This window comes from Calyptranema fuscum S582, from assembly GCF_055793305.1.
The window spans coordinates 241,079-259,839 of record NZ_JBSLYH010000001.1 but is presented as its reverse complement, the minus strand read 5'-3'; the positions used below and the strand labels follow the sequence as shown (position 1 = coordinate 259,839).

At 46.5% G+C, this 18,761-nt stretch carries 18 protein-coding genes and 1 pseudogene; 18 read left to right on the top strand and 1 reads right to left on the bottom strand.

The features are described from left to right. Positions 1-95 precede the first annotated feature (95 nt). The 15 genes and pseudogenes from ACR6Z4_RS00960 (at position 96) to ACR6Z4_RS00890 (ending at position 16,574) form a co-directional block, all read left to right on the top strand. Positions 96-6,137, top strand: coding sequence for an AAA family ATPase (locus ACR6Z4_RS00960; protein WP_479715330.1), 6,042 nt, complete (start codon positions 96-98; stop codon positions 6,135-6,137). Further along, positions 6,134-6,763 carry a response regulator gene (locus ACR6Z4_RS00955; protein WP_479715329.1) on the top strand — a complete coding sequence of 210 codons (630 nt, stop codon included), beginning with the start codon at positions 6,134-6,136 and terminating at the stop codon, positions 6,761-6,763. Before ACR6Z4_RS00960 ends, ACR6Z4_RS00955 begins: the two co-directional genes overlap by 4 nt. A 261-nt stretch (positions 6,764-7,024) precedes the next feature. Next, a pseudogene (locus tag ACR6Z4_RS00950) lies at positions 7,025-7,180 on the top strand (DsbA family protein); the annotation flags it as partial. Between the two features lie 60 nt (positions 7,181-7,240). Further along, positions 7,241-8,812, top strand: coding sequence for a GMC family oxidoreductase (locus ACR6Z4_RS00945; RefSeq protein ID WP_479715328.1), 1,572 nt, complete (start codon positions 7,241-7,243; stop codon positions 8,810-8,812). A 12-nt stretch (positions 8,813-8,824) separates the two neighbouring features. Then, the gene (locus ACR6Z4_RS00940; RefSeq protein ID WP_479715327.1) at positions 8,825-9,772 is read left to right on the top strand and encodes an SDR family NAD(P)-dependent oxidoreductase; all 948 of its coding nucleotides are present in this window, start codon (positions 8,825-8,827) and stop codon (positions 9,770-9,772) included. 14 nt (positions 9,773-9,786) lie between these two features. After that, entirely contained in the window at positions 9,787-10,326 is a 540-nt protein-coding gene (locus ACR6Z4_RS00935) for an SgcJ/EcaC family oxidoreductase (RefSeq protein WP_479715326.1), read from the top strand. 79 nt (positions 10,327-10,405) lie between these two features. Next, on the top strand, positions 10,406-11,155 hold the full coding sequence (locus tag ACR6Z4_RS00930; protein ID WP_479715325.1) for an SDR family oxidoreductase: 750 nt from the start codon (positions 10,406-10,408) through the stop codon (positions 11,153-11,155). Between the two features lie 23 nt (positions 11,156-11,178). Further along, positions 11,179-11,823, top strand: a complete 645-nt coding sequence (locus tag ACR6Z4_RS00925; protein ID WP_479715324.1) for an MOSC domain-containing protein — start codon at positions 11,179-11,181, stop codon at positions 11,821-11,823. Positions 11,824-11,880: 57 nt separating this feature from the next. After that, positions 11,881-12,750 carry an alpha/beta fold hydrolase gene (locus ACR6Z4_RS00920; RefSeq protein ID WP_479715323.1) on the top strand — a complete coding sequence of 290 codons (870 nt, stop codon included), beginning with the start codon at positions 11,881-11,883 and terminating at the stop codon, positions 12,748-12,750. 82 nt (positions 12,751-12,832) lie between these two features. Beyond that, a complete protein-coding gene (locus tag ACR6Z4_RS00915) occupies positions 12,833-13,285 on the top strand; it encodes a cupin domain-containing protein (protein ID WP_479715322.1) in 453 nt (150 codons plus the stop codon). 120 nt (positions 13,286-13,405) lie between these two features. Next, positions 13,406-13,510 (top strand): zinc-binding dehydrogenase, encoded by a 105-nt coding sequence (locus ACR6Z4_RS00910; protein ID WP_479715321.1) that lies wholly within the window; start codon positions 13,406-13,408, stop codon positions 13,508-13,510. Between the two features lie 72 nt (positions 13,511-13,582). Beyond that, positions 13,583-14,626 carry a Gfo/Idh/MocA family protein gene (locus ACR6Z4_RS00905; protein ID WP_479715440.1) on the top strand — a complete coding sequence of 348 codons (1,044 nt, stop codon included), beginning with the start codon at positions 13,583-13,585 and terminating at the stop codon, positions 14,624-14,626. Positions 14,627-14,787: 161 nt separating this feature from the next. Continuing rightward, positions 14,788-15,435 carry a cysteine hydrolase family protein gene (locus ACR6Z4_RS00900; protein ID WP_479715320.1) on the top strand — a complete coding sequence of 216 codons (648 nt, stop codon included), beginning with the start codon at positions 14,788-14,790 and terminating at the stop codon, positions 15,433-15,435. An 85-nt stretch (positions 15,436-15,520) separates the two neighbouring features. Next, positions 15,521-16,342, top strand: coding sequence for an alpha/beta fold hydrolase (locus tag ACR6Z4_RS00895; RefSeq protein WP_479715319.1), 822 nt, complete (start codon positions 15,521-15,523; stop codon positions 16,340-16,342). Between the two features lie 91 nt (positions 16,343-16,433). Next, positions 16,434-16,574 (top strand): hypothetical protein, encoded by a 141-nt coding sequence (locus ACR6Z4_RS00890; protein WP_479715318.1) that lies wholly within the window; start codon positions 16,434-16,436, stop codon positions 16,572-16,574. 174 nt (positions 16,575-16,748) lie between these two features. On the opposite strand, the gene ACR6Z4_RS00885 is transcribed toward ACR6Z4_RS00890, so the two are convergent. Beyond that, positions 16,749-16,877 (bottom strand): hypothetical protein, encoded by a 129-nt coding sequence (locus tag ACR6Z4_RS00885; RefSeq protein WP_479715317.1) that lies wholly within the window; start codon positions 16,875-16,877, stop codon positions 16,749-16,751. 228 nt (positions 16,878-17,105) lie between these two features. Here ACR6Z4_RS00885 and ACR6Z4_RS00880 point away from each other — a divergent pair, with 228 nt between their 5' ends. The 3 genes from ACR6Z4_RS00880 to ACR6Z4_RS00870 all read left to right on the top strand — a co-directional run bounded on the left by ACR6Z4_RS00880 (position 17,106) and on the right by ACR6Z4_RS00870 (position 18,530). Beyond that, positions 17,106-17,390, top strand: a complete 285-nt coding sequence (locus ACR6Z4_RS00880) for a hypothetical protein (protein ID WP_479715316.1) — start codon at positions 17,106-17,108, stop codon at positions 17,388-17,390. A gap of 238 nt (positions 17,391-17,628) precedes the next feature. Then, the gene (locus ACR6Z4_RS00875; RefSeq protein WP_479715315.1) at positions 17,629-18,030 is read left to right on the top strand and encodes a VOC family protein; all 402 of its coding nucleotides are present in this window, start codon (positions 17,629-17,631) and stop codon (positions 18,028-18,030) included. After that, positions 18,027-18,530, top strand: a complete 504-nt coding sequence (locus tag ACR6Z4_RS00870; protein WP_479715314.1) for a hypothetical protein — start codon at positions 18,027-18,029, stop codon at positions 18,528-18,530. The genes ACR6Z4_RS00875 and ACR6Z4_RS00870 overlap by 4 nt, the downstream gene beginning before the upstream one ends. The last annotated feature ends 231 nt before the right edge of the window (positions 18,531-18,761 follow it).

Below are 18,761 nucleotides of genomic sequence, written 5' to 3'. Positions count from 1 at the left end.
ATGAACTTTACTCCTTTAGGTAGATGTCAAAACTCAGTTAGTTCATCTAAGTTCTGAATGCGGGTAGCAACTGTACTCATTGGGAGGGCTTTGGGATGATTGTCCTACCAGACGTTTCAGTTCAAACCCAGATCTATGAAAGTGCTACGTCAAGAGTATACCGGGGCATTAGAGTACAAGACGGACAAGCACCCTGCTCTACAGATACCGAAAGGGTCATCATTAAACTGCTTAAGCAAGATTATCCTGCTCCTCAAGAGTTAACGCGCTACAGGCAAGAATATGTCATTACTCGATCCTTAAATGTAGAAGGTGTAATCAAAGCATATAGCCAGCAGAACTATCAACGTACACTTGTCATTCTCCTGGAAGATTTTGGTGGGGAGTCCCTGGAGTATTGGATGCGGCAAAGCCCAGAGATTTCCTGCCCCATGCCCGTATCTACCTTTCTTCCGCTTGCCATCAATCTCAGCACAATTTTAGGCAGAATTCATACCGCCAATATCATCCACAAAGATATTAATCCTGGAAACATTGTTCTTAATCCCGATACAGGTGTTGTCAAACTTATCGACTTTGGAATTGCAACTCAATTTAACCGCACGAATTCCACGTTCAGAAGTCCCCATGTTTTAGAGGGAACCCTTGCCTACCTCTCTCCAGAGCAAACGGGGCGGATGAATCGTTTGCTCGATTACCGCACTGATTTTTACTCGCTCGGCGTGACGTTTTACGAACTGCTCACCGGACAGTTGCCGTTTCCGACAACAGATGTCCTTGAACTTATCCACTGTCATCTTGCCAAACCTCCCATACCGCCCTATAAGTTAAATGCTAAGATTCCTGAGCCTGTTTCAGACATCATTTTGAAACTAATGGCAAAGAATGCTGAAGATCGCTATCAAAGTACTTGGGGTATCAAAGCGGATTTAGAGAATTGTGCCAGTCAGCTAGAAAATAGGGGTCAAATCAATCCCTTTCGGATAGGACTGCACGATGCTTGCGATCGATTTCAGGTTCCACAAAAACTTTATGGGCGGGAGGAGGAGATTGCAGCCTTATTAGCAGCGTTTGAAAGGATGGTAGGAGACGAGGACGCGGAGCGTGAAAATGTCTCTGTATTCCCACGTCTCCGTGGCTCTGTGTCTTCAATGATGCTAGTTTCCGGCTCTGCTGGTATTGGTAAATCAGCACTCGTGCAGGAACTCTATAAACCCATCACAGCAAGACGCGGCTATTTTATTTCTGGGAAGTTTGACCAATTTCAGCGCAATATTCCCTACAGTGCGATCGCCCACGCCCTGCAAAAATTGGTGCAGCAATTGCTGAGTGAACCGGATGAGAAATTGCAACGATGGCGATCGCGATTGTTTGCAGCATTAGGCAACAATGGACAACTCATTGTTGACATCATTCCAGAAGTAGAACTGATTATTGGCAAGCAGCCACCCGTAGCGGAAGTTGGCGCAGCGGAAGCTCAAAATCGGTTTAATCGTGTTTTCCAACAATTTATTCGAGTATTTTGTTCAAAGGAACACCCACTAGTCATTTTCCTGGATGATTTGCAGTGGATAGGTTCTGCGACTTTAAGGCTAATTGAATTGATGCTGCTGGATGATCAAACTCAGCATTTATTTCTAATTGGAGCTTTTCGAGACAATGAGGTTACTCCCACCCATCCGCTAGCGTTGACACTGGAAGACTTGCGAAAGCAAGGGGCAGTGCTTCAGCAAATTGTTCTAGCACCTTTGACGCTAGAGCCACTAAATCAGTTGATTGCCGAAACGTTGAATCAGAATGCTAGCGCGGTTGATTCTTTAGCTCAATTAGTGTTGCGTAAAACCGACGGCAATCCCTTCTTTGTGGGTGAATTTTTGCGATCGCTGTACAGTGAAAATCTCTTGAAGTTTGATGTTGAGCAGCGAAGCTGGCAGTGGAACATTACTCAAATTGAAGCTCAGAATATTACCGATAATGTGGTGGACTTGCTGCTGAGCAAGTTGAAGAAACTACCAGAGGATACACAACGGGTTCTTCAATTAGCCGCTTGTATTGGGGCTGAGTTTGATCTGGAAACGCTGACGATTAGCGCAGAGCAAAACTCTGAAGCAACCGTGTATGAGCGATCGCTTAAAGCCGTTTCTCAGAATTTGCTAACAGCAGTACAGGCTGGATTCATCCAACCAGTCTCTGAACTAGACGGTAACTTATTGGTTCAAGAGTATATATTTTTGCACGATCGCGTTCAGCAAGCTGCCTATGCTTTGATTGATGAGGCACACAAACAAGTTGTTCATCTGCAAATCGGTCGTAATCTGCTGGAAAAAACTTTGCTAGATCCCCGATTAGAACGACTATTTGAAATGGTAGATCATCTCAATCATGGGCTTGAACTGGTCACTGATCAGGCAGAACGAGATGAAATTGCCAGATTGAATTTGATGGCAGGACAGAAAGCAAAAGGGGCGATCGCATATAGTACGGCAAAAGTCTATTTAGCCGCAGGAAGAGGATGGCTAGCAGCGTCTAGCTGGCAAACGAACTATGGCATGACCCTAGCGGTCTACACAGAAACGACGGAAGTGGCATATTTATGCGGTGAGTTTGAGCAAGTAGAGTACTGGGCAGCGATCGTTCTACCACAGGTTAAAACAGTTCTTGATAGCGTAAAAGTGTATGAAGTTAAAATTCGGACTGACATTGCGCAAAACCAGCCCTTAAAAGCGATTGATACAGGATTGGAGATTTTACAAAAATTGGGAATCAGTTTTCCTAAACAGCCAAGTCACTCAGATAGTCGTATTGAGTTAGATGTAATCACATCTCTCTTGGATGAAAAAACAATTGAGGATTTGAGCCATTTGCCTAATATGACTGAGCCAGAAAAGTTGGCAGCGATGCAAATCCTATCAGACATCACGACCGTAGCTAAATTTGCTGCTCCCAACTTACTGCTACCAATTACGTCTAAACAAATCAATTTGTCAATTTTGTATGGCAATGCGTCTGTATCGCCCTTCTCTTATGCCACTTTTGGATTAATTCTTTGTGGTTTGGTTGGAGACATTGAGTCTGGTTATCAGTTTGGACGGCTTGCTCTCAGGTTGTTGTCACGACCGAATACCCATTCACTCAAGTCCAGGATATTGTTCACGGCTCATGAACACGTCCTGCACTGGAAAGAGCATATTAAAGAATCACTGGAGCCATTGCTAGAAGCCTATCAAATTGGACTAGAAACTGGGGATTTAGAATTCGCAGCTTATTCCGCGCATTGCTATTGTTTTCAGCTCTATGTTGTTGGGAAAGAACTCGTAGAAGTTGAATACGCTATGGCAACCTACAATGAAGCAATTAGTCGAATCAAACAGAAAACAACACTGACCTGGAATCAAACGTTTCAGCAGGCGATCGCAAATTTGATGGGATATTCAGTTAATCCAATCTATCTAATTGGTCAATTTTACAATGAAGAGGACGGATTACCAAAACATAATAATGGAACAGCCATCTTTGATGCCTATTTTAATAAACTTTATCTGTGCTATCTCTTTTCTGAGTATGCTCAGGCAATTGAAAACTCAGATGTAGCAGAACCTTATTTCATCGCAATCATGGGCACACCACTTGGATCTTTATACTATTTTTATGATGCGTTAGCAAGGTTGGCTATATATCCTGAAAGCAGCACCGCAGTACAGGTAGAACTCTTCAAAAAAGTTACGGCAAAGCAAGAGGAAATGAAACACTGGGCATATTATGCACCCATGAATTATTTGCATAAATACCATTTGGTTAAGGCAGAGAAAGCACGAGTTTTAGGACAGTGGTTTGAAGCAGAAGAATTTTACGAACAGGCAATTCAAGGGGCTAAAGACAATGAGTATATTCAAGAAGAAGCATTAGCCTATGAATTAGCTGCCAAACATTACTTAGCTCGTGGTAGAGAAAAGTTTGCCCAACTTTACATGAAAGAAGCTCACTATTGCTATAAACGGTGGGGAGCAACTGCAAAACTCAAAGATTTAGAAACTCGTTATCCTCAACTATTACTTCAATCGTCTAACGTAGTTTCTACGCCAATTCGTACCACAACTAAAATCACTTCAAATACCTCAAATACTGCTCTCGATTTAGCGACGGTAATGAAAGCTGCTCAAGCAATTTCGAGTGAAATGGAATTGGAGCAATTGCTTTATGCCTTGATGCAGATTCTAATTGAAAATGCTGGGGCACAGAGCGGATCTCTGCTTTTGGAGAACTCAGGCGTATGGGCGATCGCAGCAGCTTGTGAACTCAATGAAGGCGAGAAAGTCTGTGCAACGCAAGTATTACAATCCATTCCAACAACAAATCACTTACCTGAATCGGTTATTCAATATGTGATCAGAACTCATGAATCTGTGATCCTGAACGATGCAGTTCGTGAGGGGAATTTCATCCATGATCCTTACATTCAACAAAGACAAACTCAATCACTTCTTTGTTTGCCACTATTGAATCAGAACAAACTTGTTGGTGTGTTGTATTTAGAAAATCAACTCGCAACTGGAGTCTTCACACCGGAGCGATCGCAAGTTTTGAATCTACTCTCTACTCAGGCAGCGATCGCGATCACAAATGCCAAGCTTTACTCCGAGCTACGTACTAGCGAAAGCAAGATGGCTCAATTCCTTGAAGCAATTCCGGTAGGAATTAGCATAGTGGATGGGGCGGGTCGCCCTTACTACTTCAACCAACGAGCAACTCAGCTATTGGGTAAAGGGATTGATCCGTCTCTGATACCCAATCAACTTGCAGAAGTTTATCAAACGTATCTGGCGGGAACAGAGCAAAAATATCCGACTGAGAAAATGCCAATTGTCCGGGCATTGAGCGGCGAGCGCACCTCAGTTAACGATATGGATATTCGCCAAAACAACGCAACCATTCCAGTTGAAGTATGGGGAACTCCTATTTTTGATGAACAGGGCAATGTAGTTTATGCGATCGCCGCCTTTCAAGATATTACAGAACGCAAACAGGCAGAGAACTTGCTAGCCGACTACAACCAAACGTTAGAACAGCAAATCACTGAACGAACTTTGCTGCTTTCACAGGAGATTGAAGAGCGCCAACACATTGAGATTGCCTTACGACAGAGTGAAGAGCAACGTAGGCTGACGATGGACTTCACGCACATCGGCAGTTGGAACTGGAATATTGTGGAGAATACAACAGAGTGGAACGACAATCACGCTCGATTGCTAGGGTTAGTTCCTGGTGAGGTTGAGAGTAACTATGGAGTATGGCGCGATCGCGTTCATCCAGATGATATTGATCGAGTCGAACAAGCGGTGGCTGGGGCATTGGCAACCCATACCGATTTTGAAGCTGAATATCGAGTGATTTATCCAGATGGTAGTATTCACTGGCTTGTTGGCAAAGGTCGAGGCATCTACAACGAAGCTGGACAGCCTGTGCGAATGTTAGGGGTGATTCTGGATATTAGCGATCGCAAACTAGCGGAAGCCGCTTCCATTCTAGAAGAGCGCAACCGCATGGCACGAGAAATACATGACACGCTAGCCCAGGCGTTTACAGGTGTTCTAGTTCACATGGGAACCGTTTCTCGATTAGTGACCACCCACCCGGAAGCCATCCAGCCGCACATTAACACGGTGCGTGAACTGGCTCGTAACGGGCTGATAGAGGCTCGACGATCTGTTGCAGCACTGCGTCCTCAATCACTGGAAAATGGCAACCTGTGGACAGCACTAGAGCAATTTGTTTCTATGATGCAATCTTCAACTGAAACTCGCCTGGTTTGTGAGATTATTGGCACTCCCTATGTATTACAGCCTGACACTGAGAATAATCTCTTGAGAATTGGGCAGGAAGCGTTTACCAATGCAATTAAATATGCACAGGCAAGCGAGATCCGGATTGAATTAGTGTATGAACCCACATCGTGCTGTTTACACATTAAAGATAATGGACGAGGGTTTGAAGCGAGCAACACAACCCTGAGCCGGGGGTTTGGATTACTGAGCATGACCGAACGCGCGGAACGTATTGGCGCACAGTTCTCAATTGAGAGCCAGTTGGGGCAGGGAACAGACGTGAATGTATCTGTACAGCGAGGGGTAGTCACATGAGCCAGTCCGCAACCATTCGCGTTTTGATTGTGGATGACCACGCCATTGTTCGGCAAGGGTTGGCTGCAATGATTGAGAATGAACCCGATATGACGGTGGTAGGGCAGGCAGGAGATGGACAGGAAGCGATCGCTCAATATCGCCAACTCCAACCTGATATCACTCTCATGGACTTACGAATGCCAATCATGAGCGGAGTTGATGCAATAGCCGCAATTCGTGTTGAATTTGCTCAGGCTCGTATCATTGTGCTAACGACCTATGACGGCGACGAAGATATTTACCGTGGGCTCCACACTGGAGCAAAAGGTTATTTGCTTAAGGATACTGAACCTGATGAACTCCTCAATGCAATTCATGTGGTTCATAATGGGCAGCCGTATATTCCTTGTGATGTTAGTGCCAAGCTAGTGCAGCGGATGAACAATCCAGAGTTAAGCGCTAGAGAACTGGATGTTCTCCATCTGATGGTACAGGGTTTAAGTAATCAAGAGATTAGTACGTCTTTGAACATCGTTGAAAGTACGGTCAAATTTCACGTTAACCGAATTTTAAGCAAGTTAGGGGTAGGCGATCGGACTCAAGCCGTGGTCAAAGCCTTAAAAAGAGGAATCGCCAAGTTATGAAACCTGAACTAAAGTTCAGGTGCGAATTAGTCATAGAGATCAAGAGAAGTAATGTCCTTTTGGACCTTCAAGCACTCAACTCTGAGTTGGCGACAAAGTAGCATCAGTTTTATAAGCTAAACATATTCAAACAACGCCGCCAGGAGGACTCAAGGATAGAAGTCATGGTAATCCTTTGATGCTATGAGAAACTTTTTGGTAGAGTGCCTGATGGAACACGATAATCAGCCAAATCAACACTTTATCGAACAGTCAACTTATCCTCAAACACAGAGAGCAGCAGGAGCAGTAGAAGCCGCCGCACAGGGGCAATTTGGGCAGATGCACAATATTCTGTTTGAGCATCAGCAAGAGTTAGGAAATGGCTACTTAGTGGAGTATGCCGATCATCTTGGACTTAATATTTCTCAGTTTCTGTAAGGCTTCTATCAGCAGCATAGCCAATTCATTGCAGACAACAAATGAAGGAGAATTAGCATGACTCACTATGATTACATTGTAATTGGTGCAGGGTCAGCAGGTTGCGTGGTCGCCAATCGTTTGACTGAGGATAGTGATACAACCGTGTTACTCCTGGAAGCGGGTAACCCCGATACCAAACCAGAGATTCACATTCCAGCCCAATGTCTTAGTCTACAAGGCTCTGAGGTGGACTGGGGCTATTTCTCTGAACCCGAACCCTACCTGAATAACCGCAAAATCTTTTGTCCACGCGGCAAAGTCTTGGGGGGCAGCAGTTCGATTAATATCATGATTTATATCCGGGGCAATCCTCATGATTATGACCACTGGCAGGAATTGGGCAATTCCGGTTGGAGTTACCAAGATGTGTTGCCCTACTTCAAGAAATCGGAGCACCAGCAGCGAGGGGCATCTGAATTTCACGGGGCTGATGGGGAGTTGAGTGTCACCGATCCGATCGCACCTACGGTGGTATCTCAACGCTTTGTAGACGCAGCAGTGGCACTCGGATATGACCACAATCCTGATGTCAATGGCGCGTCCCAGGAAGGCGCAGGACTTTATCAGTTGACGGTCAAAGATGGTAAGCGACACAGTGCGGCGGCGGCTTTTCTCGTACCGATTCTCGATCGTCCTAATTTAACAATAACGACAGGAGCATTGGTGACTCGCCTGTTGTTTGAGGGGACTCGCACCGTTGGGGTGGAATACTGGCACGAAGGCACGCTGCATCAGGTTAGGGTCAATCAGGACGTAATTTTAAGTGCTGGCGTGTTCGATTCGCCCAAACTGCTGATGCTTTCCGGTATTGGAGATGCATCCTACCTAAAAGGAATGGGAATTCCGGTCGTGGCTGATTTGCCGGGCGTGGGTCAAAACCTTCAAGATCACCCTGTTGTGTCTGTGGCACACGAGGCAACTCAAGATTTACACGCAGCAAGTACCAGTAGTATCGGTGAAGCTAACTTGTTTTTGCATACTGAAGGAAATCTGGATGCTGCACCAGATTTACAGTTTCTCTTCGGCTCCGTTGTGTTGGTGCCACCGGGTTATGCCCATTCGGGTTCAGGATTCACAAGTTTCGTTTGTTTGACTCATCCCCACAACATTGGCAGTGTCAGTTTGCGATCGCCCGACCCCAAAGACCCACCGATGATTCAAGTGAACTTTCTTCAAAGTGAAGCGGATGTACAAAAGCTGGTTGTCGGGATTAAATTACTTCGTGACTTGTTTAATGCAAGTCCTTTGGATGAGTTTCGCGGTAAGGAAATTGCTCCGGGGGCTGATATTCAGAGGGAGGCAGACCTCGAAGCCTATATTCGCGATACGTGCAGCACAGTATGGCATCCGGTCGGCACCTGCAAAATGGGGATTGATTCAATGGCAGTGGTAGACCCCGAACTACGGGTACGTGGAATTCAAGGTCTCCGGGTAGTGGATGCATCCATCATGCCAACCATCACAACCGGAAATACAAACGCACCCACCATCATGATCGGTGAGAAGGCAGCCGATTTGATTAAAGCAGGTCGCACAGCGCAAACGGTTCTCAACAATGCCCAACATCCGGCGTATTCAGCTACTTAGAAGGGATACACAATGGCACTGATTACAACATCATTTGGACGGCATTCCACCGCTGCTGAAGTAGTAAAAGGAATTGATCTGTCCGGCAAGCGAGCGATCGTCACAGGAGCCGCATCGGGTATCGGCATCGAAACAGCACGGGCATTGGCAAGTACAGGAGCCGAGGTGACACTGGCTGTGCGGAATACTGATGCTGGAGCAAAAACGGCGGCTGATATCACCGCTACCACGGGTAGTTCCAATATCCATGTTGCTCCGCTTGATTTAAGCGATCGCAACTCGATCACTCAATTTATTGCTGCCTGGAATGAACCGCTACATATTCTCGTGAATAATGCAGGCGTTATGGCACTGCCCGAACAGCGCACACCCGAAGGTTGGGAGATGCAATTCGCCACCAACTATCTCGGACACTTTGCCCTGGCACTCGGACTCCACGATGCTCTTGCGGCGGATGGGGCTGCTCGTATCGTGTCGGTGAGTTCTAGTGCTCATCTGATGTCACCGATTGTGTTCGATGATATTCACTTCCTGTTCCGTCCGTATGATCCGTGGCTGGCATATGGACAGTCTAAAACTGCAAATATTCTCTTTGCCGTGGGTGCTACTGCACGCTGGTTCAACGATGGTATTACGGCTAATGCCTTGATGCCTGGGGCGATCGCCACAAACCTTCAGCGGCATACGGGCGATCTTAAAAGCCCACCTGAGCGGCAAAAGACACCCGCACAAGGTGCGGCAACCTCTGTTTTGCTGGCAACCTCTCCGCTCCTGGAGGGCATTGGCGGACGCTATTTCGAGGATTGCAACGAAGCGGCGATCGTCGCTAGCGGGAACGGCTATATGAGCGGCGTTGCTCCCTATGCCTTGAACCCAGACAACGCCGATCGCCTTTGGGATAGCTCACAGAAAATATTTTCAGATTTCACAACGCCCCTTGAAACTGAGGCTATCACTTAAAAGGAATCAAAACTATGACGTCACAAACAGCTCAAACTATTACTTCTGCTGATGAGTCGGCAATCCGTGCTGTCCTTCGCCAGATGATTGATGCCTGGAATCGAGGGAGCGGCGAAGGCTTTGCTGCCCCGTTCAGCAAAACTGCCGATTTCCTTACGTTCGAGGGCACACATCTTAAGGGTCGAAAAGAAATCGCTGCATTTCATCAGCAAGCGTTCGACACGGTTGTTAAAGGAACACGTTTGGAGGGTGAGGTAAATTTCGTCCGCTTCGTGAATCCGCAACTCGCACTGATGCATGTCGTAATCAGGGTAATACTAGCCGGACAAACTGAACCTTCACCGTCACGAGATTCGCTGCCGCTCTACGTCATCACGAAAAGTGACGAAGGCTGGCAGATCGAAGGGTTGCTCAATACCCGGAAGTTAACGCTAGAACGTCAATTTTTCTTAGACGACTTTGACGCACTGAGCGCAGAGGCTCAACGTCAAGTGACCGACCTCGTTTCAGATCTCAAGCAGTGTCATCCAGCCGATCAATCAAAGACGATGTAGTGAACGTTGAATATGACGAATCAACCGATAACACTGCAATCATTCACACCAACCCAGTATTCCTATCAGATTTAACCCCATGGAAACACTAGAAGGAAAAGTCGCCCTGATCACGGGTGGCACCAGCGGTATTGGTCTTGCTACCGCCAAGCAGTTTGTCGCTGAAGGTGCTTATGTCTTCATCACGGGTCGTCGCCAAACTGAACTGGATGCTGCTGTCAACGCAATCGGTGAAAACATCAGAGGTGTGCAAAGCGATGTCTCCAATCTGGCAGATCTCGATCGCCTGTTTGCCACCATCCAGCAAGAGCAAGGACATCTCGATATAGTTTTCGCCAATGCAGGGGGTGGAGAAATTGCTCCCCTTGGATCAATCAGCGAAGAACATTTTGACAAAACCTTCAACACGAATGTCAAAGGTTTGCTGTTTACGGTGCAGAAGGCACTGCCACTGCTACCAGAGGGGGCTTCCATTATTCTGAACGCCTCAACAGCTTCTACTAAAGGCACCCCAGCCTTCAGCGTTTATAGCGCCACCAAAGCCGCTGTGCGATCGTTTGCTCGCAACTGGACCCTTGATCTCAAAGGGCGCAAGATTCGGGTGAACGCCATTAGTCCGGGTGTGGTTCCAACTCCGGGGTACAACCTGATCGGACTTAGTGATGAACAGGTGCAGGAATTTGTAGACAGCCAAGCCGTCAACATTCCACTGGGACGCGTAGGCACACCTGATGAAATTGCCAAAGTCGTTGTTTTTCTTGCCTCAGATGACAGCAGCTTTATCAATGGCATTGAACTGTTTGTCGATGGTGGTATGGCACAGATTTGAAGTCTAAAACTTTGGAGTTAACGATGAAACTCGTTTCTGTCAATGTTGGATTGCCTCGCGAAGTGACCTGGAAAGGAAAAACCGTTAGCACTGGAATTTTCAAAGAGCCAGTCAACACGAGAGTGATGGTGCGATCGCTCAACTTGGATGGTGATGGACAAGCGGATCTCACCGTTCATGGTGGGGAAGACAAAGCCGTTTATGTCTATCCGTTTGAGCATTACGACTACTGGCGCAGTGAATTGCCAGATACAGACTTAACAATGGGCAATTTTGGTGAAAATTTCACGGTGACTGGTTTCAAAGAAGAAGAACTGAATATTGGCGATCGCTTTCAGATTGGCACTGTGGAATTAATGGTAACTCAACCCCGTTTACCCTGCTACAAACTGGGGATTCGGTTTGGAAGAGCGGATATGGTGAAACGATTTCTCGCCAGTCGTCGAACTGGATTTTACTTCTCCGTGTTGCAAGAGGGTGAAGTTGGAGCCGGAGACACCCTGAAGTTGGTGAGCCGGGATGATAACAACATTACGGTTGCTGATATTACACAACTGTATACCCGCGAGAAGACCGATCCAGAGTTGCTTCATCGTGCAGCCCAATTAGAAGCATTACCTGAAAGTTGGCGCGACTACTTCCAAGAGCAGGTTCGTCGTGTGAGATAGATCAGCCTGCTGTTAAACATCACCATTGGACTTTATACACGTACAAGGAGTAATTCCATGATTACATATTGCACCGTTTCGATCGATGGTTTAGATATTTTCTATCGTGAAGCAGGTTCCCGTGATAATCCCACCATTCTTTTGCTGCATGGCTTCCCAACCTCGTCTTACATGTTTCGCAATTTGATTCCTGTGCTTGCTGATAAGTTTCATCTCGTTGCACCGGATTATCCCGGTTATGGTAATAGCTCAATGCCAAGCGTGGATGAATTTGACTACACGTTTGATCAGTTGGCTGAGATTGTAGAGAAGTTTATTGACGCGATCGCTCTCAAAAAGTACAGCCTCTATGTCATGGATTATGGCGCACCCATTGGCTACCGCATTGCCGCAAAATATCCAGAGCGAGTGCAATCGTTGATTGTGCAAAATGGTAATGCTTACGAAGAAGGTTTGCGTGAGTTTTGGGAGCCGATCAAGGCATACTGGCAAGACAAATCACCTGAGAATGAGAGCAAGCTGACTTACCTTGTTACCCTGGAAGCAACGAAGTGGCAATATACCAACGGGGTGCGCAATCCAGAAGCGATCAGTCCAGATACCTGGACGATGGATCAACATTTTCTCGATCGCCCCGGTAATGGTGAGATTCAACTGACGCTATTGTACAGCTACGGTACGAATCCACCGCTCTACCCACAATGGCAGGAGTATTTCCGCCAGTATCAGCCACCAACCCTGATTGTTTGGGGCAAGAACGACTACATTTTCCCTGCTGAAGGCGCATATCCTTATCAACGCGACCTGAAAGACGTTGAGTTCCATTTACTTGATACGGGACATTTTGCCCTAGAGGAAGAGGGAGAGGCGATCGCCAACTACATTCGTCAATTTCTCGCGTCACGACTACAGCTTGTCACTGTTTGATTAACACCATTCGTGAAGGCTTTCTTAATTGGGTTAAAAGTTTGAACATTAATCACACACATCACGCATCAATCAGAACACCATGACACAAACTCTCTGGCTATTTGGCACTCGTCTCACGATTGTTGCCGATCACACCACAACCAAAGGTCAATACGATCTGATTGAAGGTTATTTCCCACCCGGTTCCCAGACTCCTCCTCATCGCCACACACGCTATTCTGAACAACTCTATGTGCTGGAAGGAGAGTTCACAGTCTGGGCAGGCGAGAATAAGGTTGTGCTGAAAGCGGGTGAAAGCTTTGTGATCGCTCCATGTGTACCCCATGTTGTTGCCACGCTTGGCGATCGCCCCGCTCGCGGACTCGTTGTTGCTGCGCCCAGTGCCTTTGCTCGGTTAATTGAAGCAGTAGGGACTCAGGACGAGACAGGAACACCCGATATGGCATTGTTTGATCGCATTTCTACTGAGATCGGTGACGAACTGTTGGGTCCGCCTGGAACCCTACCTACCGATTTTGCAGCGACAACCTGAACTACAGGATTTAGTGCTGTCCTGCTCACTTATTTAATTATGCCGCACCTAACTCAACTATTTCGCAAATGGCTGTATCCCGTTTCCTAGACTGATATAAAGCTTTCAGGAAGCGGTCAATTGCAGGTTCACCTCGACCAAGTTTTTCCACTTCAACAAGTAGCAGAAGCGCAGCGATCGCTTGAGGCTGGGGAAATCATCGGACGACTTGTCATCGAAATGTAATGAGGAATTAGGATGAAAAACGGAAAAATTGGCGTTGGTATCATTGGTGTTCATCCTTCGCGTGGATGGGCAATGACCGCGCATCTACCTGCGCTGCAAGCATCACCCGATTTTGAAGTCGTTGCATTGACGAATTCAGATCCAGATATAGCGAGCAAAGCAGCACTTAAATTTAATGTGCATCACGCCTTCCAACTTCACGAAGATCTGTTGGCGCGCCCGGATGTAGATTTGGTTGTCGTTACGGTCAAAGTGCCATATCACTTTGAAGTGGTGAGTGCCGCAATCCGCGCGGGGAAATCGATTTATTGTGAATGGCCTTTGGGTAACGGGTTGCAAGAAGCAGTCGAACTGGAGCAACTTGCTCAAAAACACAAGGTTCACACGGTGGTGGGATTACAGTCTCGCACAACGCCAGAGGTGAATTTTATTCGTGACTTAATTCGTGACGGTTATGTTGGTGAGGTTCTGTCCGTTTCGCTAATCGGTTCAGGCATGATTGGCGGAGCAATGATTCCTGAACAATTTGCTTATACCCTGAACCCGAAAAATGGCGCAGGCATGATAAACGTTGCCTTTGCCCATGCGATCGATTCTGTGGGTTATGTGCTGGACTCGGGCGTAAGTGAGGTCATGGCAACTTTAGACATCCGCAGAAAAACAGCACAGGTGATTGAAACAGAAGCGATCGTGGCGATCGAAACGCCAGATCAAATTGCTGTCAGCGGCAAAATGAAAAGCGGTTCTGTGATTTCTGCCCATTTTCGAGGAGGGCTATCGCGTGGTAGCAATTTCAGATTGGAAATTAATGGAACACAGGGTGATCTAATCCTCACCAGTTCGCTTGGCTATCCTGGACTGGGCGAAACGAAGGTTCAGGGTGCTCAAGGTGAAGCAGTCGTTGTGCAAGACATCAAAATGCCGCAAAACTACAAGACGATAAATGCAGACCTTGAAACTATGGCAATGACTGTTGCCAGTAATTACGCCTTACTTGCTACCGACCTCAAAAATGGAACAAAAACAGCACCAACATTTACAGATGCTGTAATTCTGCACCGTCTCATAAATGCAGTTGAGCAATCGGCTGCGACGGGTAATCGGCAGCACCTCTAAAATCACCGCAACAGATGGCTAAGTGCTGCCTACTAATCACAAGAAGCATCATTGTTTTTCTGATGGTTTCTAATTCAGCCGCAATCACAGGGAAATATTAGCCATTTCAGGTGGGTTTTAGCCCAGAAAACTGTGAATATCAACAATTAAGGAGAGATAACATGAATATCAACAAGAATGACACCGCAGTCGTTGTAATTGATCCGCAAAATGATGTTTTAAGCGAGAAGGGAGTTTCCTGGCACTTAGTGGAAAACAGTGTGAAGGAGAACAAAACTGTTGAAAACATTGAGCGAATCTTTAAAGCTGCAAAGCAATATGAATTTGAGGTTTTCATATCTCCTCACTATTACTACCCAACCGATTATGGTTGGAACTTTGCTGGAACCGTAGAGCGCATGATGCTGGATATCAAAGAGTTCGATCGCAAAGGGGCGTTGAGTCTTGACGGTTTCTTAGGATCGGGTGCTGACTGGCTCGATCGCTACAAGCCTTTCATTGAAGATGGTAAAACGATCGTCGCAAGTCCCCATAAAGCTTATGGACCACAGACCAACGATCTGGTTTTGCAACTGCGAAAGCGCAATATTAACAAAGTTATCCTGCTGGGGATGCTGGCAAATATTTGTGTTGAAGCTCACCTGCGAGACTTAATCGAACAAGGGTTTGAGGTTCTCATCGTTAAGGATGCAACGGCTGCCCCACAACATCCAGATTTAGGGGATGGCTACAAGGCAGCAGTGACCAATTTTGGCTATCTTGCCCATGCTGTCCTATCTACAGATGAAGCTGTCGAGGCTATGGCATAACGAAAAATCTGGCGCTCCATATTAAACCCTACATAGCCTTTGACTATATCCAATGAGATTAACAAACATACAAGGAGATCACACCATGAATAGGTTCATCCTCAAGAATGGCATTCGTCTGATTTTGATCGTTGCACTCTTTTTAGGAACCCTTACAATTACCTCTCTAGGAACCATCATGAATCCTGCCAGCGCACAAGATAGCAAGCCCACCATTGTTCTGGTTCACGGTGCATTTGCCGAGTCTTCCAGTTGGAACAGTGTATTAACCAGGTTGATCGAAAAAGGGTATCCAACCGTTGCCGTAGCAAATCCCTTACGGGGAGTCGGGACTGATGCGGCTTATGTTGCCAGCGTCCTTAAGGGGATTGAGGGTTCCGTTGTGCTAGTCGGGCACTCCTACGGAGGCATGGTGATCACAGATGCAGTCGATGACAACGAAAATGTAAAGGCACTGGTTTACGTTGCTGGCTTCGCTCCAGAGGTGGGCGAGACGGCTGCCGAACTCTCAGGACTTTATCCCGGAGGCACACTCGGACCAACGCTTGCCCCTCCGGTTGAGTTGCCTGATGGTGGCAAAGACCTCTACATTCAGCAAGACAAGTTCCATGCACAGTTTGCCGCAGATGTGCCCGTCAGCGACGCGCAGTTGATGGCGCGCACCCAGCGTCCGATTACGGAAGCTGCACTGAACGAAGCCGCCAGTGAGTCTGCATGGACGTCTATCCCGTCCTGGTTCATCTATGGCGATCGCGACTTGAACATCCCGGCAGCGGTGCATTCTTTCATGGCGCAGCGTGCTAATTCAAGAGAGACGATTGCTGTAAATGGTGCATCCCATGTCGTGATGATTTCCCATCCAGATGCCGTTGCTGAGGTCATTGAACACGCTGCGATCGCACCATAGACGACGTGTAAATGCATTCCGGCTCCAAGTCGAATGTGGAGAGAGCAACAGGAAGGCAGACAGGCAATGAGTAAAACTTGAGAAGAAATTTGTGGTTTACTTGCAGTGGACTCTTAAGCCTCAATGGTTTCATCGAATCGGTGCCGATTGGCTTGATCGCGACAAGCCCTTTATCGAGGATGGCAACACGATCGCCGTCAGCCCTCATAAAAGAGCTGTGCGAGTTGATTAAGGATCTTTACAACATTAAAAACCACAACTGTTTTGGGAGAGTGCGGCGGAGCCGCACTCTCCCAAAACAGTTATTCAAGTTATTTTTATGAGGACACTAAGTGAATTTGTAGGACCATTGACCGATCTGCATTACGGTTTGCAGAACATTGCACCTTATTACTATTTCCCTTTCCTATAACCAACCGTCTGGATTAGTTGAGTTAGTGGTGAATCGGGCACAGTATGAAGTATTGCCTTCTGTGCCAAAATAGTTTCCAACTTGACCGCTATAGATTAAGGGAATTGGTTGGGCAGCACTCATAGGAACTTTCTGATGTACGACTTGAATAAATAATTCTTCTTAGGATCACAAATTAATTAAAACCCGGACGTTTATTTTTGGAAGCGCGGCGGAGCCGCGCTTCCAAAAATAAATCTTCGGTTTTATTAAATCTACGATCCTTAGGATGCCCTGAATTCAGAAAAGTTAAACTATGCGATCGAGGTTTACTTCTTCCACTTCACTAACGACTTTTCTGACAACTCAATTATGTTGCGACGTTTTTCTTCCAGTTCAAACTTGATTAGGATTGGCATCGTCTTGATTGCGATCGCCTTCATGATTCTGTTTTTTCTGCCGTCACTGGTTAGCCTTCATCTCAATCTATTAATCTCATCCATGGTTAATCAACGCGGTAGCGTCATAACGGACAGTCCAGAGATCATTGCCCTCAGAAGAATCATTGCTGACAGCTATCTCCTGCAAAACGCTTATCTCTTCTTAACGGGTATTGTTTTGCTGGCTGCCGGAGTATTCAAACAAACCAATCGCTAGCACGCATCCAAGAATCACGCCCTCAAGCTCAAACTTTTTCAAGCCAGGAAGAATATGAGCGGCGTACGAAAATTCCTTTCTTCCCGTTTATTTCAGCACGTAAATTAATTCACACTTCCCCGACCCGCAATATAACCATCCTAAATGGGTTGTGAGATAGGCGGGCGCAGCCCGCCTATCTCACAATCAAACAGGAAAGCGATAGAACTTAAGGAGTACATGACAAACCATCTAACTTATGGAACCCTATATCAGCTTGATTACGCTCGGAGTGTCTGACCTTGTCCGTTCCACTGCCTTTTACAAGCAGGGGTTGGGTTTACCTGCGAAAGAAGAGTTTGAGGGCGTGACGTTCCTGAATCTCAGAGGAACCTGGTTGGCGCTCTACTCCCGTGAGGCGCTCGCGGCTGATGCTCACGTTTCAGCTACAGGGAACGGTTTTCCAGGGTTCACTCTGGCACACAATGTAAAATCGAAGGAAGCGGTTGATTCCGTTCTTGAACAAGCAGGAGCAGCAGGAGCTACTATTCTCAAACCTGCACAAGATACTGATTGGGGTGGGTATTCGGGTTACTTCGCTGACCCCGATGGCTACCTGTGGGAACTCGCCTGGAATCCGCATTTTGATTTGACAAAATGACTAACAATTCTTTAAAACTTAGAAGGCAAAAATACTTTGAAATTAGTTCACTGATTTCTCGATTAGAGCATACGACACTAAATTCACTGCTTGACCAGAGTGAGTCAAATGAATCGGGTACAGGTTGGGGGATGAATCACATGATGGTTCTTGGACAATCCAACGTGTTTGTGAAACGGGTTCCGGTCACAGATATTGAGTATGACAACCTGTTTTCCACCCAAAATCTGTATGACCTTCCCGCTGCTTGTAGCTATGGCATCAACTCTACTGGGTTAGGAGTCTTCCGTGAGCTTATCACCCATCTCAAAACAACTCAGTGGGCATTGGAAGCAGCGATTACCTCCGGCAACAGCGAAACTTGCGCCAATTTTCCATTGATGTATCATTATCGAATTCTTCCTTCCACTAAAAAGTGTATAAAGGACACGCCATTCCCTCACGCCAAACTACGACTGCTGCTTAACGAAACAGGATTGCTGCCCATTTCAAATCTCTAATCGAGCCGTTAAGCGATCGCAAATTAAGTGCACTATTTGGCAACCGGGATGTTGAATCAGGCGATCGCCGACCCATTATTCGTGGTTTTAATTAATTTGTGATCCTTAGAGTTAACGGGGGGGTGTAAGGTCTAAAACATCTGAAATTATTGCTGTGTAAGAGTTTTAGCCTTGCAGAGAAAGCAGAACTCGTTTGCAAAATGCGCAATGTAGCGGTACGAATTAGGGTTA